The organism is Streptomyces sp. NPDC001594 (assembly GCF_042893675.1).
Taxonomy (GTDB): domain Bacteria; phylum Actinomycetota; class Actinomycetes; order Streptomycetales; family Streptomycetaceae; genus Streptomyces.
In genome coordinates, this window is sequence record NZ_JBIAVB010000011.1 from 131,729 (window position 1) to 145,328 (window position 13,600).

Annotated in this window: 13 protein-coding genes; 3 read left to right on the forward strand and 10 right to left on the reverse strand. The window is 72.6% G+C overall.

Annotated features, from left to right (window positions below):
* Positions 1-49: 49 nt before the first annotated feature.
* A complete protein-coding gene (locus ACFY0O_RS22500) occupies positions 50-1,036 on the forward strand; it encodes an LLM class flavin-dependent oxidoreductase (protein WP_388949137.1) in 987 nt (328 codons plus the stop codon).
* Positions 1,037-1,081: 45 nt separating this feature from the next.
* Here ACFY0O_RS22500 and ACFY0O_RS22505 read toward each other — a convergent pair whose 3' ends face one another.
* From ACFY0O_RS22505 to ACFY0O_RS22520, 4 genes are all read right to left on the reverse strand, one after another.
* Positions 1,082-2,518, reverse strand: a complete 1,437-nt coding sequence (locus ACFY0O_RS22505; RefSeq protein ID WP_388949139.1) for a sugar porter family MFS transporter — start codon at positions 2,516-2,518, stop codon at positions 1,082-1,084.
* A gap of 183 nt (positions 2,519-2,701) precedes the next feature.
* Positions 2,702-6,430 carry an AAA family ATPase gene (locus ACFY0O_RS22510; protein ID WP_388949141.1) on the reverse strand — a complete coding sequence of 1,243 codons (3,729 nt, stop codon included), beginning with the start codon at positions 6,428-6,430 and terminating at the stop codon, positions 2,702-2,704.
* A 264-nt stretch (positions 6,431-6,694) separates the two neighbouring features.
* Positions 6,695-6,910 carry a hypothetical protein gene (locus ACFY0O_RS22515; protein ID WP_042810367.1) on the reverse strand — a complete coding sequence of 72 codons (216 nt, stop codon included), beginning with the start codon at positions 6,908-6,910 and terminating at the stop codon, positions 6,695-6,697.
* Between the two features lie 359 nt (positions 6,911-7,269).
* Complete coding sequence (locus tag ACFY0O_RS22520; RefSeq protein WP_358892717.1) at positions 7,270-7,551, reverse strand: acylphosphatase; 282 nt, start codon at positions 7,549-7,551, stop codon at positions 7,270-7,272.
* A gap of 130 nt (positions 7,552-7,681) precedes the next feature.
* Here ACFY0O_RS22520 and ACFY0O_RS22525 point away from each other — a divergent pair, with 130 nt between their 5' ends.
* Positions 7,682-8,521: a CAP domain-containing protein gene (locus tag ACFY0O_RS22525; protein ID WP_388949144.1), complete on the forward strand. Its 840-nt coding sequence runs from the start codon at positions 7,682-7,684 to the stop codon at positions 8,519-8,521.
* Between the two features lie 26 nt (positions 8,522-8,547).
* On the opposite strand, the gene ACFY0O_RS22530 is transcribed toward ACFY0O_RS22525, so the two are convergent.
* Positions 8,548-9,159 carry a flavodoxin family protein gene (locus ACFY0O_RS22530; protein ID WP_388949147.1) on the reverse strand — a complete coding sequence of 204 codons (612 nt, stop codon included), beginning with the start codon at positions 9,157-9,159 and terminating at the stop codon, positions 8,548-8,550.
* Positions 9,160-9,284: 125 nt separating this feature from the next.
* On the opposite strand from ACFY0O_RS22530, the gene ACFY0O_RS22535 reads away from it, so the two are divergent.
* Complete coding sequence (locus tag ACFY0O_RS22535; protein WP_388949150.1) at positions 9,285-9,701, forward strand: winged helix-turn-helix transcriptional regulator; 417 nt, start codon at positions 9,285-9,287, stop codon at positions 9,699-9,701.
* Here ACFY0O_RS22535 and mutM read toward each other — a convergent pair.
* The 5 genes from mutM to ACFY0O_RS22560 form a co-directional block, all read right to left on the reverse strand.
* Positions 9,674-10,543: a bifunctional DNA-formamidopyrimidine glycosylase/DNA-(apurinic or apyrimidinic site) lyase gene (gene mutM, locus ACFY0O_RS22540; RefSeq protein ID WP_388949153.1), complete on the reverse strand. Its 870-nt coding sequence runs from the start codon at positions 10,541-10,543 to the stop codon at positions 9,674-9,676. The two genes, ACFY0O_RS22535 and mutM, sit on opposite strands and share 28 nt — an antisense overlap.
* 182 nt (positions 10,544-10,725) lie before the next feature.
* On the reverse strand, positions 10,726-11,532 hold the full coding sequence (gene rnc / locus ACFY0O_RS22545; RefSeq protein ID WP_358892722.1) for a ribonuclease III: 807 nt from the start codon (positions 11,530-11,532) through the stop codon (positions 10,726-10,728).
* Between the two features lie 19 nt (positions 11,533-11,551).
* Complete coding sequence (rpmF, locus tag ACFY0O_RS22550; RefSeq protein WP_003965982.1) at positions 11,552-11,725, reverse strand: 50S ribosomal protein L32; 174 nt, start codon at positions 11,723-11,725, stop codon at positions 11,552-11,554.
* A gap of 2 nt (positions 11,726-11,727) precedes the next feature.
* A complete protein-coding gene (locus ACFY0O_RS22555) occupies positions 11,728-12,378 on the reverse strand; it encodes a YceD family protein (RefSeq protein ID WP_388949460.1) in 651 nt (216 codons plus the stop codon).
* Between the two features lie 128 nt (positions 12,379-12,506).
* The gene (locus ACFY0O_RS22560) at positions 12,507-13,547 is read right to left on the reverse strand and encodes a DivIVA domain-containing protein (protein ID WP_388949155.1); all 1,041 of its coding nucleotides are present in this window, start codon (positions 13,545-13,547) and stop codon (positions 12,507-12,509) included.
* Between the last annotated feature and the right edge of the window lie 53 nt (positions 13,548-13,600).

Below are 13,600 nucleotides of genomic sequence, written 5' to 3' on the forward strand. Positions count from 1 at the left end.
GCCTCCCCCTTCGCCCGACCGACCGCATCCGGCGAAGGGGAACCCCGCCATGCCCATCACCGTGGCCCGCTTCAACCTCGTCGACCCGAACGGCACCCCGGCGAGCCTCGCCGCCCGCTACCAGGCGGCGGTGGAGATGGCCCGCTACGCCGACGAGCACGGGATCGACACGATCCAGACGGAGGAGCACCACGGCACGGACAACCACTGGCTGCCCTCCCCCTTCGCGTTCGCGGGCGCGGTGCTCGGCGCGACGCGCCGGATCGCGGTCACCGTCTCGGCGATCATCGGCCCGCTGCACGACCCGCTGAAGGTGGCCGAGGACATCGCCGTGCTGGACCTGATCGGCGGCGGCCGGCTGGTGACGGTGGCGGGGATCGGCTACCGGCCCGAGGAGTACGAGCAGCACGGGGTGGAGTGGGGGCGGCGCGGCCGGCTCCAGGACGAGCTCCTGGAGACCCTGCTCAAGGCGTGGACCGGCGAGCCCTTCGAGTTCCGCGGCCGCACGGTGAAGGTGACCCCGGTGCCCTTCACGCAGCCGCACCCGATGCTGCTGGTGGGCGGGAGCTCGAAGGCGGCGGCGCGGCGGGCGGCCCGGCTGGGGCTGCCGTTCTTCCCCAGCGCCCACCTGCCGGAGCTGGAGGCGTACTACCGGGAGCGGCTCGCCGAGTACGGCACCGAGGGCTTCTGCATGATGCCGGCGGAGCGGACGCCGCTGCTGCACGTCGCGGAGGACCCGGACCGGGCCTGGGCGCAGTACGGGGAGCACTTCCTGCACGAGGCGGGCATGTACGCCTCCTGGCAGTCCAAGGACATCCGCTCGGCGGTCCGCTCCGGCGCCCGCACGGTGGCGGAGCTGCGGGCGGAGGGGGTCTACCGGATCCTCTCCCCGGAGGAGGCCGTCGCCTTCGGCCGGGAGACGGGCGAGGCGGGGAACCTGGTGCTGCACCCGCTGTGCGGCGGGATGCCCCTGGAGGAGGGGTGGCGCAGCCTGCGGCTGCTGTGCGAACGGGTGCTGCCCCGGCTCAGGGACTGAGCCGGGGCAGCACCGCGGAGGGGAGGGGGTGGTGGCGGGGGTTGGTTACCCCATCTCCTCCAACGCCTTGCCCTTGGTCTCCGGCACCCACTTGAGGATGAAGGGGATCGAGAGCACGGCGAAGACCGTGTAGATGACGTAGGCGCCCGACAGGTTCCAGTCCGAGAGGGACGGGAACGTGACGGTGATGACCCAGTTGGCGACCCACTGGGCGGCCGCGGCCACACCGAGCGCGGCGGCCCGGATGCGGTTGGGGAACATCTCGCCGAGCAGCACCCAGACCACCACGCCCCAGGACAGGGCGAAGAAGAGCACGAAGGCGTGCGCGGCGACCAGGGCGACGGTGCCCTGGGCCGAGGGCATGGAGATCTCGCCGGCGACGGTGGTCTTGTACGAGAACGCCCAGGCGCACAGGCCGAGCGAGAGCGCCATGCCGGCCGAGCCGATCAGCGCGAGGGGCCTGCGGCCGATGCGGTCGACGAAGATCATCGCGATCACCGTGCCGATGATGTTGATGATCGACGTGGTGAAGGAGTACAGGAACGAGCTGGTCGGGTCGATGCCGACGGACTGCCACAGCGAGGAGCTGTAGTAGAAGATCACGTTGATGCCGACGAGCTGCTGGAAGACCGAGAGGCCGATGCCGATCCAGACGATGGGCAGCAGGCCGAAGCGGCCGCCGAGCAGGTCCTTGAAGGTGGACTTGTGCTCGGAGCGCATGGCCGTCTCGATCTCGGCGACGCGCGCGTCGAGGTCGGTGTGGGAGCCTTCGACCTCGGCCAGCACCTTGCGGGCCTCTGCGTTGCGGCCGACGGAGACCAGGAAGCGCGGGGACTCCGGGATCACGAAGGACATGAGCCCGTAGAGCACGGCGGGGACGACCATCACCCCGAGCATCCACTGCCAGGCCTCGAGCCCGCCGATCACGCCGCGCTGGTCGCCGTCGGCGAGGTTGAGGATGCCCCAGTTGACCAGCTGCGAGACGGCGATGCCGATGACGATGGCGGCCTGCTGGAAGGAGGCGAGCCGGCCGCGGTAGGCGGCCGGGGAGACCTCCGCGATGTAGGCGGGGCCGATGACGGAGGCCATGCCGATGCCGAAACCGCCGATCACGCGCCAGACGGCGAGGTCCCAGAGGGCGAAGGGCAGGGCCGAGCCGATGGCGCTCGCGGTGAAGAGGACGGCGGCGATCTGCATGCAGCGGATGCGGCCGAGGCGGTCGGCGAGCCGGCCCGCGGTGGCTGCGCCGATGGCGCAGCCGATCAGTGCGGCGGCGATCACCTGCGCGAGCACGGCCGGGCCGACGTCGAAGCGTTCGCGGATGGCGACGACGGCACCGTTGATCACGGAGCTGTCGTATCCGAAGAGGAAGCCGCCCATCGCGGCTGCCGCGGCGATGAAGATGACGTGGCCGAGGTGGTCGGGGTGGGACGCGTTTCCGCCGCCGCCCGACGCCGCTGACTGCGCTGTGCTGCTGGTCAAGGTGTGCTCCGTGGGGGGTTCTGTCCGTTCTCCTAGTGGCGCACAGGTAAAGATCGGGCACCACCCGGAGCCGGGAGACAGCCCAGAGCCTATGTGTTCAGTTCCTGAAGTCAATAGCCCGCGTGAAGGTCACATGATGGTCAGGCCCTCGGGCCTTGACTTCACTTCTTGAAGAATCAGCCTTCACCGGAGGCGCTGGCTGATCACCTTCGACACCCCGTCGCCCTGCATCGAGACGCCGTAGAGGGCGTCGGCGACCTCCATGGTCCGCTTCTGGTGGGTGATGACGATCAGCTGGGAGCTCTCCTGGAGCTCCTCCATGATCCGGATCAGCCGCTGCAGGTTGGTGTCGTCCAGCGCCGCCTCGACCTCGTCCATCACGTAGAACGGACTGGGCCGCGCCTTGAAGATGGAGACCAGCAGCGCCACGGCCGTCAGGGAGCGCTCGCCGCCGGACAGCAGGGACAGCCGCTTGACCTTCTTGCCGGGCGGACGGGCCTCGACGTCCACGCCGGTGGCCAGCATGTTCTCCGGGTCGGTGAGCACGAGACGGCCCTCGCCGCCGGGGAACAGCCGCGAGAACACCCCCTCGAACTCACGGGCGGTGTCCCGGTAGGCCTCGGTGAAGACCTGCTCGACCCGCTGGTCCACCTCCTTCACCACTTGAAGGAGGTCGGCGCGCGTCTTCCTCAGGTCCTCCAGTTGCTCGCTGAGGAACCGGTGGCGCTCCTCCAGCGCCGCGAACTCCTCCAGCGCGAGCGGGTTGACCTTGCCGAGCTGCTGGTAGGCGCGCTCGGCCGCCTTGAGCCGCTTCTCCTGCCGGGCCCGGTCGAAGGGGCCGGGGCGGTTGCGGGGGTGGTCGGGGTCCTCCGGGAGCACCTCGCCCTCGGCCGGCGGGGACGGGGGGACGGGCTGGTCGGGGCCGTACTCCGCCACCAGCGCGGCCGGCTCCACGCCCAGCTCCTCCAGGGCGCGGGTCTCCAGCTGCTCGATGCGCAGCCGCTTCTCGGCGCCGAGCACCTCGCCCCGGTGCACGGAGTCGGTCAGCTTGTCGAGTTCACCCTTGAGGTCACGGCCCAGGCCGCGGGCCTCGCCGAGCTCCCGCTCGCGGACCGCCTTGGCCTCCTCGGCCGCCGTACGCTCCCGCTCCGCCCGGCCGACGGACACCTCCAGGTGCGCCAGCAGCTGCCGGGCCCCGTCGGCGACGGCCCGGGCGACCGAGGCCTCGTGCCGCATCCGCTGCCGGCGCCGCTCGGCGCGCGCCCGCGCCTCCCGTTCGGCCCTGGCCCCCCGGTCGAGGGCGTCCGCCCGGCCCGCGAGGCCCTTGACCCGCTCCTCGTGGGTACGCAGCTGGAGCCGGGCCTCCATCTCGGTCTGCCGGGCGTTGGCCCCGTCGGCGGCGAGCCGGTCCCGGGCGGAGGTGTCGGGATCCTCGGCGACCGGCGCCTCCTCCACGGCGGCGAGCCGCTCCGCGCACTCCTCGACGTCGACCCGCGCGCGCTCCAGGGCCTCCTCGGCGGTGGCCACGGCCAGCGCGCCGCGCTCCGCCTCGCCGAGAGCCGCCTTCGCCTGCCCGGCGAGCCGCCCGAGCTGCTGGGCCGCCCCGGCCCGGGCCTGCTCCCCGGCCCGGCGCAGCTCGGCCAGCTCCTCGACCCGGGCGACGGCGCCGGCCCGCAGCACCCGGGCGGCCTCCTCCGCCGCGGCCGCGTCCCGGCACTCCGGCTCCAGCCGCTCCAGCTCGGCGTCGGCCTCGTCCACGGCGGCCTGGACCTCGATGAGACTGGGCGCCCCGGCGGAGCCGCCGTGCGCGAGGTGGGCCCCGAGCACGTCCCCGTCCACGGTCACGGCGACCAGCTCGGGCCGCCCGGCGACGACCTCCTCGGCCTCCTCCAGGCTCCCGACGACCACGTACCCCCGCAACACCCACGCGACGGCCCGCACCACTGCGGCATCCCCCCGCACCAGCCCGGCGGCCTCCCGGCACCCGGCCGCGACACGGACGGGCGCCCCGGCAGGGGCGGAACCCGACGCGGCCTCCGCCGCGGCCGCGGACCCGCGTTCCGGGCCGAAGCCCGGCACATCCGGCGGCCCCGCCTGCCCGGGCAGCTCGGCGCCGCCCGGGACCGCACCCCCGGGGCCCGGGGCCTGCCCCGGAACCACACCCAGGGCCGGGGCGGAGCCCGGGGTCGGGGTCGGGGTCGGGGCGATCAGGAACGTGGCCCGGCCCGCGTCGGAGTCCCGCAGGTGCCGGATGGCCCCGGCCGCCGCTCCCGCCGAGGCCACGGCCACCGCGTCCGCGGCGGAGCCCAGGGCCGCGGCCACCGCGACCTCGTACCCCGCCTCGACCGACACCCGCTCCGCCGCCGGCCCCAGCACCCCCGCCAGCCGCTCCCGCACCGCGAGCAGCGCCCCGGTGCCGTCCTTGCGCCGCAGCCCCAGCGCGAGCGCGTCCCGCCGCGCCGAGACCGCCGCGCGGGACCGTTCCGCCGAGGTCCGGGCCTCCCGGGCCGCCGCCAGCGCGGCCTCCGCCTCCTCCAGCGCGGCCCGCGCGGCCTCGTACTCCCCCTCCTCGGCGGAGGGGGCCTCCGGCCCGCCGACCTCCGCGGCCAGTGCCTCGTACTCCTCCCGCGCCTCCTCGGCCCGGGTCCGCGCCCCGTCGAGGGCCGCCACCAGCCGGTCGATCTCCGACTGGGCCGCCCCCGCCCGGGACCGGGCCGCGCCCAGCCGGCCGGTCAGCCGGGCCAGCTCCTCACGCCGGTCGGCGACGGCCCGCGCCGCGTCGCGGAGCCGCCGCTCCTCCTCGGCGAGGGCCCGCTCCAGCTCGGCCCGGTGCGCGGCGGTGTCCTCCAGCGCCCGTTCGGAGGCTTCGAGCGCCGCGGTCAGCTCCGCCTCCTGCTCCCGGATCCGCGCGGCCTCCCGCTCCATGTCCTCCGGGTCACGGCCGCGCCGCTCCTCCTCCACCGGCGCCGACGCGCTCTTGACCCGTGCCTGGGCCAGGGACTCGGTGCCGCGCACCCGTTCGGCGAGCTGCGCGAGCTCGTGCCAGGTCTGCTGGGCCCGCTGGAGCCGGGGCGCGAGCCGCCGTACCGATTCCTCCAGCCCGGCCTCGCGGCGCAGCGCCCCCGCGAGGGCCCGTTCGGCCGATTCCTTGCGCTCCTTCAGGGCCGCCTCGTCGGCGACCTCCGCGTCCAGCGCGGACCGCAGCTCCACCAGGTCGTCGGCGAGCAGCCGCAGCCTGGCGTCGCGCAGGTCCGCCTGGATGACGGCCGCCCGCCGGGCCACCGCCGCCTGCCGCCCCAGGGGCTTGAGCTGCCGGCGCAGCTCGTCGGCGAGGTCCTGCACCCGGGCGAGGTTGGCCTGCATCGCGTCGAGCTTGCGCAGCGCCTTCTCCTTGCGCTTGCGGTGCTTCAGTACGCCGGCGGCCTCCTCGATGAAGGCCCGGCGGCCCATCGGGTCGGCGTGCAGAACGGAGTCGAGCTGGCCCTGGCCGACGATGACGTGCATCTCACGGCCGATGCCGGAGTCGGAGAGGAGTTCCTGGATGTCGAGGAGCCGGCAGGTGTCCCCGTTGATCTGGTACTCGCTGCTGCCGCCGCGGAACATGATCCGCGTGAGGGTGACCTCGGCGTACTCGATGGGCAGGGCGCCGTCGGAGTTGTCGATGGTGAGGGAGACCTCGGCACGGCCGAGGGGCGGGCGGCCCGTCGTCCCGGCGAAGATGACGTCTTCCATCTTGCCGCCGCGCAGGGTCTTGGCCCCCTGCTCCCCCATGACCCAGGACAGGGCGTCCACCACGTTGGACTTGCCGGAGCCGTTGGGGCCCACGACACAGGTGATGCCCGGCTCGAAGCGGAGGGTGGTGGCGGAGGCGAAGGATTTGAAGCCGCGCAGGGTCAGGGACTTGAGGTGCACGCCGCCGGACTCTACCTTCCACGTCCGGTTTCACCCATGAAGGTGCAGGGCAGATCAGACGGCACAGGAATCAGCCCCCCACCTGGCCCAATGCGCCTCTGGCGCACCGGGCCGGTGGTCGGACCGCCGTTGGGGGCGGTCCGTCGCAGGAGCCGCGAGGAGGAGCCGCAAGAAAGAAGGGACGCCGGAGCGTCCCTTGCAGATCGTGCGGTGCCCTATGCAGATCGTGCCGGGCTGGAGTCGAACGACGGGGTGAGTCGCGGATCAGGTGAGCGCAGGCTCCGCCTGGGATACGTCGAGGTCCATGCTGCCGAGCAGCGAGTCCCCGTGCTGAGCGGCGGCCGCGGTCAGAGCGTCGTTCTCGGACTGGATCCGTCCGAGCTCGGACTCGAGGTCCTGGACGCGCTGCTGAAGCCGTCGCATCTCGGCGAGGAGTCGCGGGTCGGAGCCGCCGACGTAACCGAGAAGCGCCTTTGCCATGATGGATGGTCCTCCACACTGAGTGACCGACCGAAGCGGTGTGGGTCGTGAGGGAATCGCACCCGCGGATGTCCGGCAACGACTGTCAGTCACTGCACTCACTAACGCTGCCTACTGCCAGCACTGCCAAACAGCTCAGGTGCGCGGGGCTTCCAGCGTCTCACCAAAAAGTTTGACGGTCAACACGATCACGCCCCGTATCGGCGGGCATCCCGGCCCCGGCAGGGGGCGTGGAGATCGTCCTTGTCTCCGAGCCTTCCACGGTTCGCCGCCGACGGCAACGGGTCGACGGCGAATGCGCAGTTCCGACCGGGTGCGGACCGACCGGGGATCTGATCAGTTCATGATCAGTCGATAGATCACCGGATCTCGAAGCCGTCGTATCCGCCGCGCGGTGTGCCCCATATCTCCGTCACGCCGTCCACCCGGCCGGGCGTGTCGCCGTCGCGGAGCCAGTCGAGCAGCCGGTGGCAATTCTCACGTTGACCCTCGGCCACCACCTGCACCCGGCCGTCGTCGAGGTTGAGCGCGAAGCCGGCCAGCCCGCCGATCTCCAGGGCATTGGCCCTGGTGAACCAGCGGAAGCCCACTCCCTGTACACGGCCGCGCACCCAGGCGGTCATGCGGACATCTTCGTTCATGCAAGAACGCTAACCGGGCGAAGGCCTCTTGATCCCCTCGCCCCCCTTGCGGCATGGGCTACAGTCCCCCACCAATGACTCACCCGTTCGGGTGAGCAAACGTTGATCCTGCAAAGAGGGGCCGCGACCGATGGGACGCCACCGACTCCACGCCGCGCCGCGCCGCGGTGTCCGGCGCACCGCCGTGCGCAACGGCCTGCTCGGCGTCTCCGTGGCCGTGGCCCTCGGCACGGCGGCCGTCACGACCGGTTTCGTACCCGTCGGCGGCTCCTTCCCGTTCGTCGGCACGGGCTCCGCCGACCGGACCGAGGCCCGGGCCGAGCCCACCCCGAGCCCGGAGCGCGGAATGCAGCAGGGCGGCCTCGCGAACCTGTCCGGCCGCGCCTCCGACGGCCCCGGCGCGGGCACCCCGTCGGCGTCCGCCCCCGCCTCCCCGAGCCCTTCGGCCCCGCCGTCCCCCTCGGCCTCACCGAGCCCTACACCCACCCCTTCGGCCTCCGCCAAGCAGCCGGAGAAGACCGCCCCCGCCCAGCCCCCGAAGGCGGCCGCCCCCAAGCCCGCGGCACCCAAGCCCCCGGCCGCCGGGGTCGCGAACCCGTCCGCGGAGGCGGAGGTCCTCGCCCTGGTCAACCAGGAGCGCGCGCAGGCGGGCTGCGTCCCGGTCCGGGCGAACCCGCCGCTGGCCGCGCTGGCCGCCGCCTTCAGCAAGGACATGGCCGTACGGGGCTTCTTCGACCACACGGACCCGGACGGCAACACCCCCTGGCAGCGGGCGCAGAACGCCGGGATCACCGGCATGGGCGGCGAGAACATCGCGCGCGGCCAGGGCGACGCCAAGACCGTGATGGAGTCCTGGATGAACAGCCCGGGTCACCGGGCGAACATCCTCAACTGCGAATTCCGCACCCTCGGCGTGGGCGTCTACTTCGGCGCCGGCGGCCCCTGGTGGACCCAGGACTTCGGCTTCTAGAACCGGCCGCCGGCCCCGGAGCGGGGTCAGGCCGAGGCCGCGGCCAGCGCCGCCCGGCCCGCGATGACCACGCGGGTGTGCTCGGCGACCCGGCGGCCGAGGTGCTCGGCGGTGGCGATGTCGGCCTTGTGCACGGCCTCCGGGCCCTCGTCGGCGTTGCTCTGGGCGGCGGCGCCGGAGGAGAAGCCGAGGCGGTTGAGGTCGTACTCGCTGCCGGTGGAGGAGTTCCAGCCCGGCTTCAGGCCGAGGTTCACCCAGCTCATGCCGTGCTGCGAGGCCAGCATCTGGAAGTACTGCAGGGTGTTGAGCTTGTCTCCGGACTTGGAGGCGGAGTTGGTGAAGCCCGCCGCGACCTTGTCCTGCCAGGCGTCGCCGAACCAGCGCTTCGAGGTGGCCTCGGCGAAGACGTGGAAGGCGCCGGAGGCGGTGCCCATGTAGGTCGGGGAGCCGAAGACGATCGCGTCGGAGGCGTCGAGGAGTTCCCACTCGGCGTCGGTGATCTCGTCGACCTTGACGACGTGCACGGTCGCCCCGGCCGCGGCGGCGCCGGCCCGCACGGCCTCGGCGACGACGGCGGTGTGGCCGTAGCCCGAGTGGTAGGCGATCGAGACGACGGGGGCGGGGATGGTGGCAGACATGGCTGTGCTCCTAGAGGGCTGTTCCGGTGCGCCGCGGTACGCCGCGGTGCGACACGAACAGAGAAGCACTAACTTTTGGAAAGCGCAAGCAGACAGTTAGCGCTACCCGGAGGTACGCTTGAGGTATGGAGACCCCTGCCTGTACCGACGTCTGCGCCGAGGGCGTCGCGGCCGACCTGCCGTTCGACGTCTTCGCGCGCGCCTGCCCCTCCCGCGAGACCCTGGAGCACGTCACCGGCCGCTGGGGCAGCCTCACCGTGGGCGCCCTGCGCGACGGCCCCCGCCGCTTCAACGAGCTGCGCCGCCGGGTGGACGGGGTGAGCGAGAAGATGCTCTCCCAGACCCTGCACGCGCTGGAGCGCGACGGCATCGTCACGCGCGAGGCCCAGCCGACCAACCCGCCCCGGGTGGACTACGAGCTCACCCCGCTCGGCCGGGAGGTCGCCGACCGGCTGCTCGCCCTGATCCACTTCCTGGAGGGGAACATGGACCAGGTCCTCGGCTCGCGGCAGGCCTACGACACCGCGCGCGGCGGCCTCTGACAGCGCGGGCAGAAGTAGCTGGACCGGTTCATCCAGGCCCTGCGCCGCATCGGCGTACCGCAGCGGCGGCAGGGCTCGCCCTCGCGCCCGTAGGCGTCCAGGGACCGGTCGAAGTAGCCCGACTCGCCGTTCACGTTGACGTACAGGCTGTCGAAGCTGGTGCCGCCCACGGCGAGCGCGGCGTCCATGACCTCCCGCACATGGGTGAGGAGTTCCGTGCTCCGGGGGCGGGTGAGGGTGGCGGTGGGGCGCTCGTAGTGCAGCCTGGCGCGCCACAGGGCCTCGTCGGCGTAGATGTTGCCCACCCCGCTGATCAGCGACTGGTCCAGCAGGGCCCGCTTGAGGGTGGTCCGCTTGGCGCGCAGCGCCAGGTGGTAGGCGCCCTCGTCGAACAGGGGGTCCAGGGGGTCGCGGGCGATGTGCGCGATGACGTCCGGAAGCCCCTCCTCGCTGCCGGGGGCGACCTCGTGCAGGGAGAGCCCGCCGAAGGTGCGCTGGTCGACGAAGCGCAGTTCGGTCCCGGCGTCGTCGGCGAAGCGGATCCGGATGCGCAGGTGCTTCTCGTCCGGGGCGCCGGCCGGCTGGACCAGCAGCTGCCCGCTCATCCCGAGGTGACCGAGGACGGACAGGTCCCGGCCCTCCAGCGGGAGCCACAGGTACTTCCCGCGCCGGCGCGGGACCCCGATGGTCGCGCCCGCCAGGCGCGCGGCGAAATCGGCCCCGCCCGCGAGGTGGCGGCGCACGGCCCTGGGGTGGAGCACCTCCACGGCGGAGACGGTCCGCCCGGCCACCCAGCGTTCCAGGCCGCGCCGCACCACTTCGACTTCGGGCAGCTCGGGCACGGTGTTCCTCCGGGAGGGAAAGCGGGTTCCGCGGGACGGCGCCGCCGCACGGGGGGCGCGGGCGTCCGGCTCTGCCGCGAGCCTACCCGGCGGCCCGGCACGGCAGGGGCCCGCCCGGGAACGGGGCCGCCCGCCCCTGCCGGTGGCAGGAGCGGGCGGGAGGTACCCGAAGGAAGTTCCGGTCAGGCCTTGGCCGCCGGGTCGGCGGGGGCCTGCGCCCCCTCGGCGGCGGCCGCCGCTTCGGCGGCCTTCCGCTCGTCCGCGGCGGCACGGATCCCGCGCCACGCGGACTCGGCCGCCTGCTGTTCCGCTTCCTTCTTGCTGCGGCCGGTGCCGGTGCCGTACGAGACACCACCGACGCGGGCGGCAGCGGTGAAGGTCTTCTCGTGGTCCGGCCCGGTCTCGGTGACCAGGTACTCGGGCACCCCGAGGCCTTCGGCGGCCGTGAGCTCCTGGAGGCTGGTCTTCCAGTCCAGGCCGGCGCCGAGGTTCGAGGACTTCTCGATGAGCGGGTCGAAGAGCCGGTGGACCAGCTCCGAGGCCGCGTCGAGGCCCTTGTCGAGATAGACCGCGCCGATCACCGCTTCAAGGGTGTCGGCGAGGATGGAGGCCTTGTCCCGGCCGCCCGTGCCCTCTTCACCCCGGCCGAGCCGGATGAAGGAACCCAGGTCGAGGCCGCGGCCGACCTCCGCCAGCGCACGCGAGTTGACCACCGCGGCCCGCAGTTTGGCCAGCTGGCCTTCCGGCAGGTCGGGGTGGGTGGTGTACAGCGTGTCGGTGACCACCAGGCCCAGGACGGAGTCCCCGAGGAACTCCAGCCTTTCGTTGGTGGGCAGACCGCCGTTCTCGTACGCGTACGAGCGGTGGGTCAGCGCACGCACCAGAAGGGCGGACTCGAGTTGGTACCCGAGCCGCCCTTCCAGAAGCGTGTGGGACGAGGCCGCGTTGTTACTGTCTGCCTGCTTCTCAGCGTTGGACAGCTCAGACATTGCGCCTCTCACCAGCCGCTCAGACCTCGAGGACCTGGCGCTTGTTGTAGGTGCCGCAGCTCGGGCACGCGATGTGCTGGAGCTTCGGCTCCTGGCAACGCTCGCACGAAACCAGGGTGGGGACCGCAGCCTTCCACTGCGACCGGCGGTGGCGCGTGTTGCTGCGCGACATCTTCCGCTTCGGAACAGCCACGGCTACTTCTCCTGCTTCTCGGCGGCGCCCTGAACTCCGTCAGAGGCAGTGCCGCTCATGTTGTCCTTCTCGTCGTCCTGATCGGTCACGACGAGTCCTTGCAATGCCGCCCAACGGATGTCGACGGCGTCGTGGTGGTGGTCCGGGTCGTCGTTCAGGCTGAGCCCGCAATCGGGGCACAGTCCGAGGCAGTCCTCCCGGCACACCGGCTGCATGGGCAGTGCGAGTACCACCGCGTCCCGCAGCACGGGTTCGAGGTCGAACAAGCCGTCCTCGAGGAAGAGCATGTCCTCGTCGTCCTCGGCGTCGTCGGCCGGCTCCGCCTTGCTGCGGCCCCGGTCGTCGGCGTCAGGGTACGAGAACATCTCCTGGAAGTCCGTCTTGAGCTCGCGCTCGACGGTCTCCAGACACCTTACGCACTCCCCCACGGCCTTTGCACGGACGGTGCCTGTGACAAGCACCCCTTCCATGACCGACTCCAGGCGGAGGTCGATCTTCAGCGGGGCGCCTTCCGGCACTCCGATGACGTCGACGAGACCGAAGTCCGCCGGCGCCGCGATCTCACGGGACAGCCGCTGCATGGCACCAGGACGCCGACCCAGCTCGTGCGTGTCGAACACGAGGGGGTTGCGGTGGTCGAGGCGGGTGTTCAGAGCCGTTCCTGCTTTCACAGATCGCTGAAGATCGAAATTTTCGCCGCTCTAGGGCAGCATGGATCGCGGCGCATAGGCGCGACCGAACAGCCAGGATACCCGGCGCTTCGCTCTGAGCCCAATCCGGTCTAACGACCCTGTTCGTACCGGCGCAGCTGCTCCAGATCGATCATGCTCGTGTCGAAGAAGCTGGTCTCGTCGAGCGCGGGCTGCTGCGGGTGGTGGGGCTGCTGGGGCTGCTGGTAGGCGGCATAGGGGTCGGGCTGCTGGGCGTAGCCGCCGCCGTACGGGTCCTGCTGCTGGTAGCCCGCGTACGGGTCCTGGTACGCATACGCGTCCTGCTGTTGCGGCTGCTGCTGCGCGGCGTAGGGAACGGCGTACGCCGCCGCGGTGTAGTCCTCGTAGACCGGCGCCGCCTGGGCGGGGACCGCCGGCGGCTCGGGCTCGGCCAGCCCGGCCAGGAAATCCGCGTCGCTGGACGGGCGCACCCGCTGGTCCCCGGCCGCGTCCTGGGCGGCCATGTGCGCGCCGAGGTCGTCGGTGGGCACCCGGCCCAGCAGCTTCTGGCGGCCCCGGCCGACGGCCTCCAGGGTCTTGGCGAGCACCGCCTCGACGGTGGCCAGCTTGGTGTCCACGTACGCGTCCGCCTGCTCGCGCCGGGCCTGCGGGTCGGGGCTGGGTTCGGGGGCGCCGCTGTCGTCGAAGCCCTGTTCGTCCAGGCCCGGACCGCGGCCCAGCAGCTTCTCGCGGCCGCGGTCCACGGCGCCGATGGTCTTGCTGAGGACGACCTCGAAGTTGGCGAGCTTGCCGTCCACGTAGTCGTCGGCCTCGGCCCGGATCTCGGCGGCTTCGCGGCGGGCGTCGGCGAGGATCCGGTCCGCCTCCTCCTGCGAGCGGCGCGCGATCTCGGTGTCGGAGACGAGGGAGCCGCGCTGGGCGTGCGCGGAGGCGATGATCCGGTCGGCCTCCCGGCGGGCCTCCTCGACCATCTGGTCCCGGCCGCCGATGAGTTCCCGGGCCTGCGCCAGCGAGCCGGGCAGGGCCTGGCGTACCTCTTCGAGCTGGGCGAGCAGCTCCGCGCGGTTGACCACGCAGGAGGCCGACATGGGCATCGACCGGGCGCCGCCCACGGCCGCGACGATCTCGTCCAGCTTCTTCTGTACGTCCATGGGTGGCTCGCGCTCTCTTCGCCTCGGACTGACGGGACGACTGTAGGGCCACC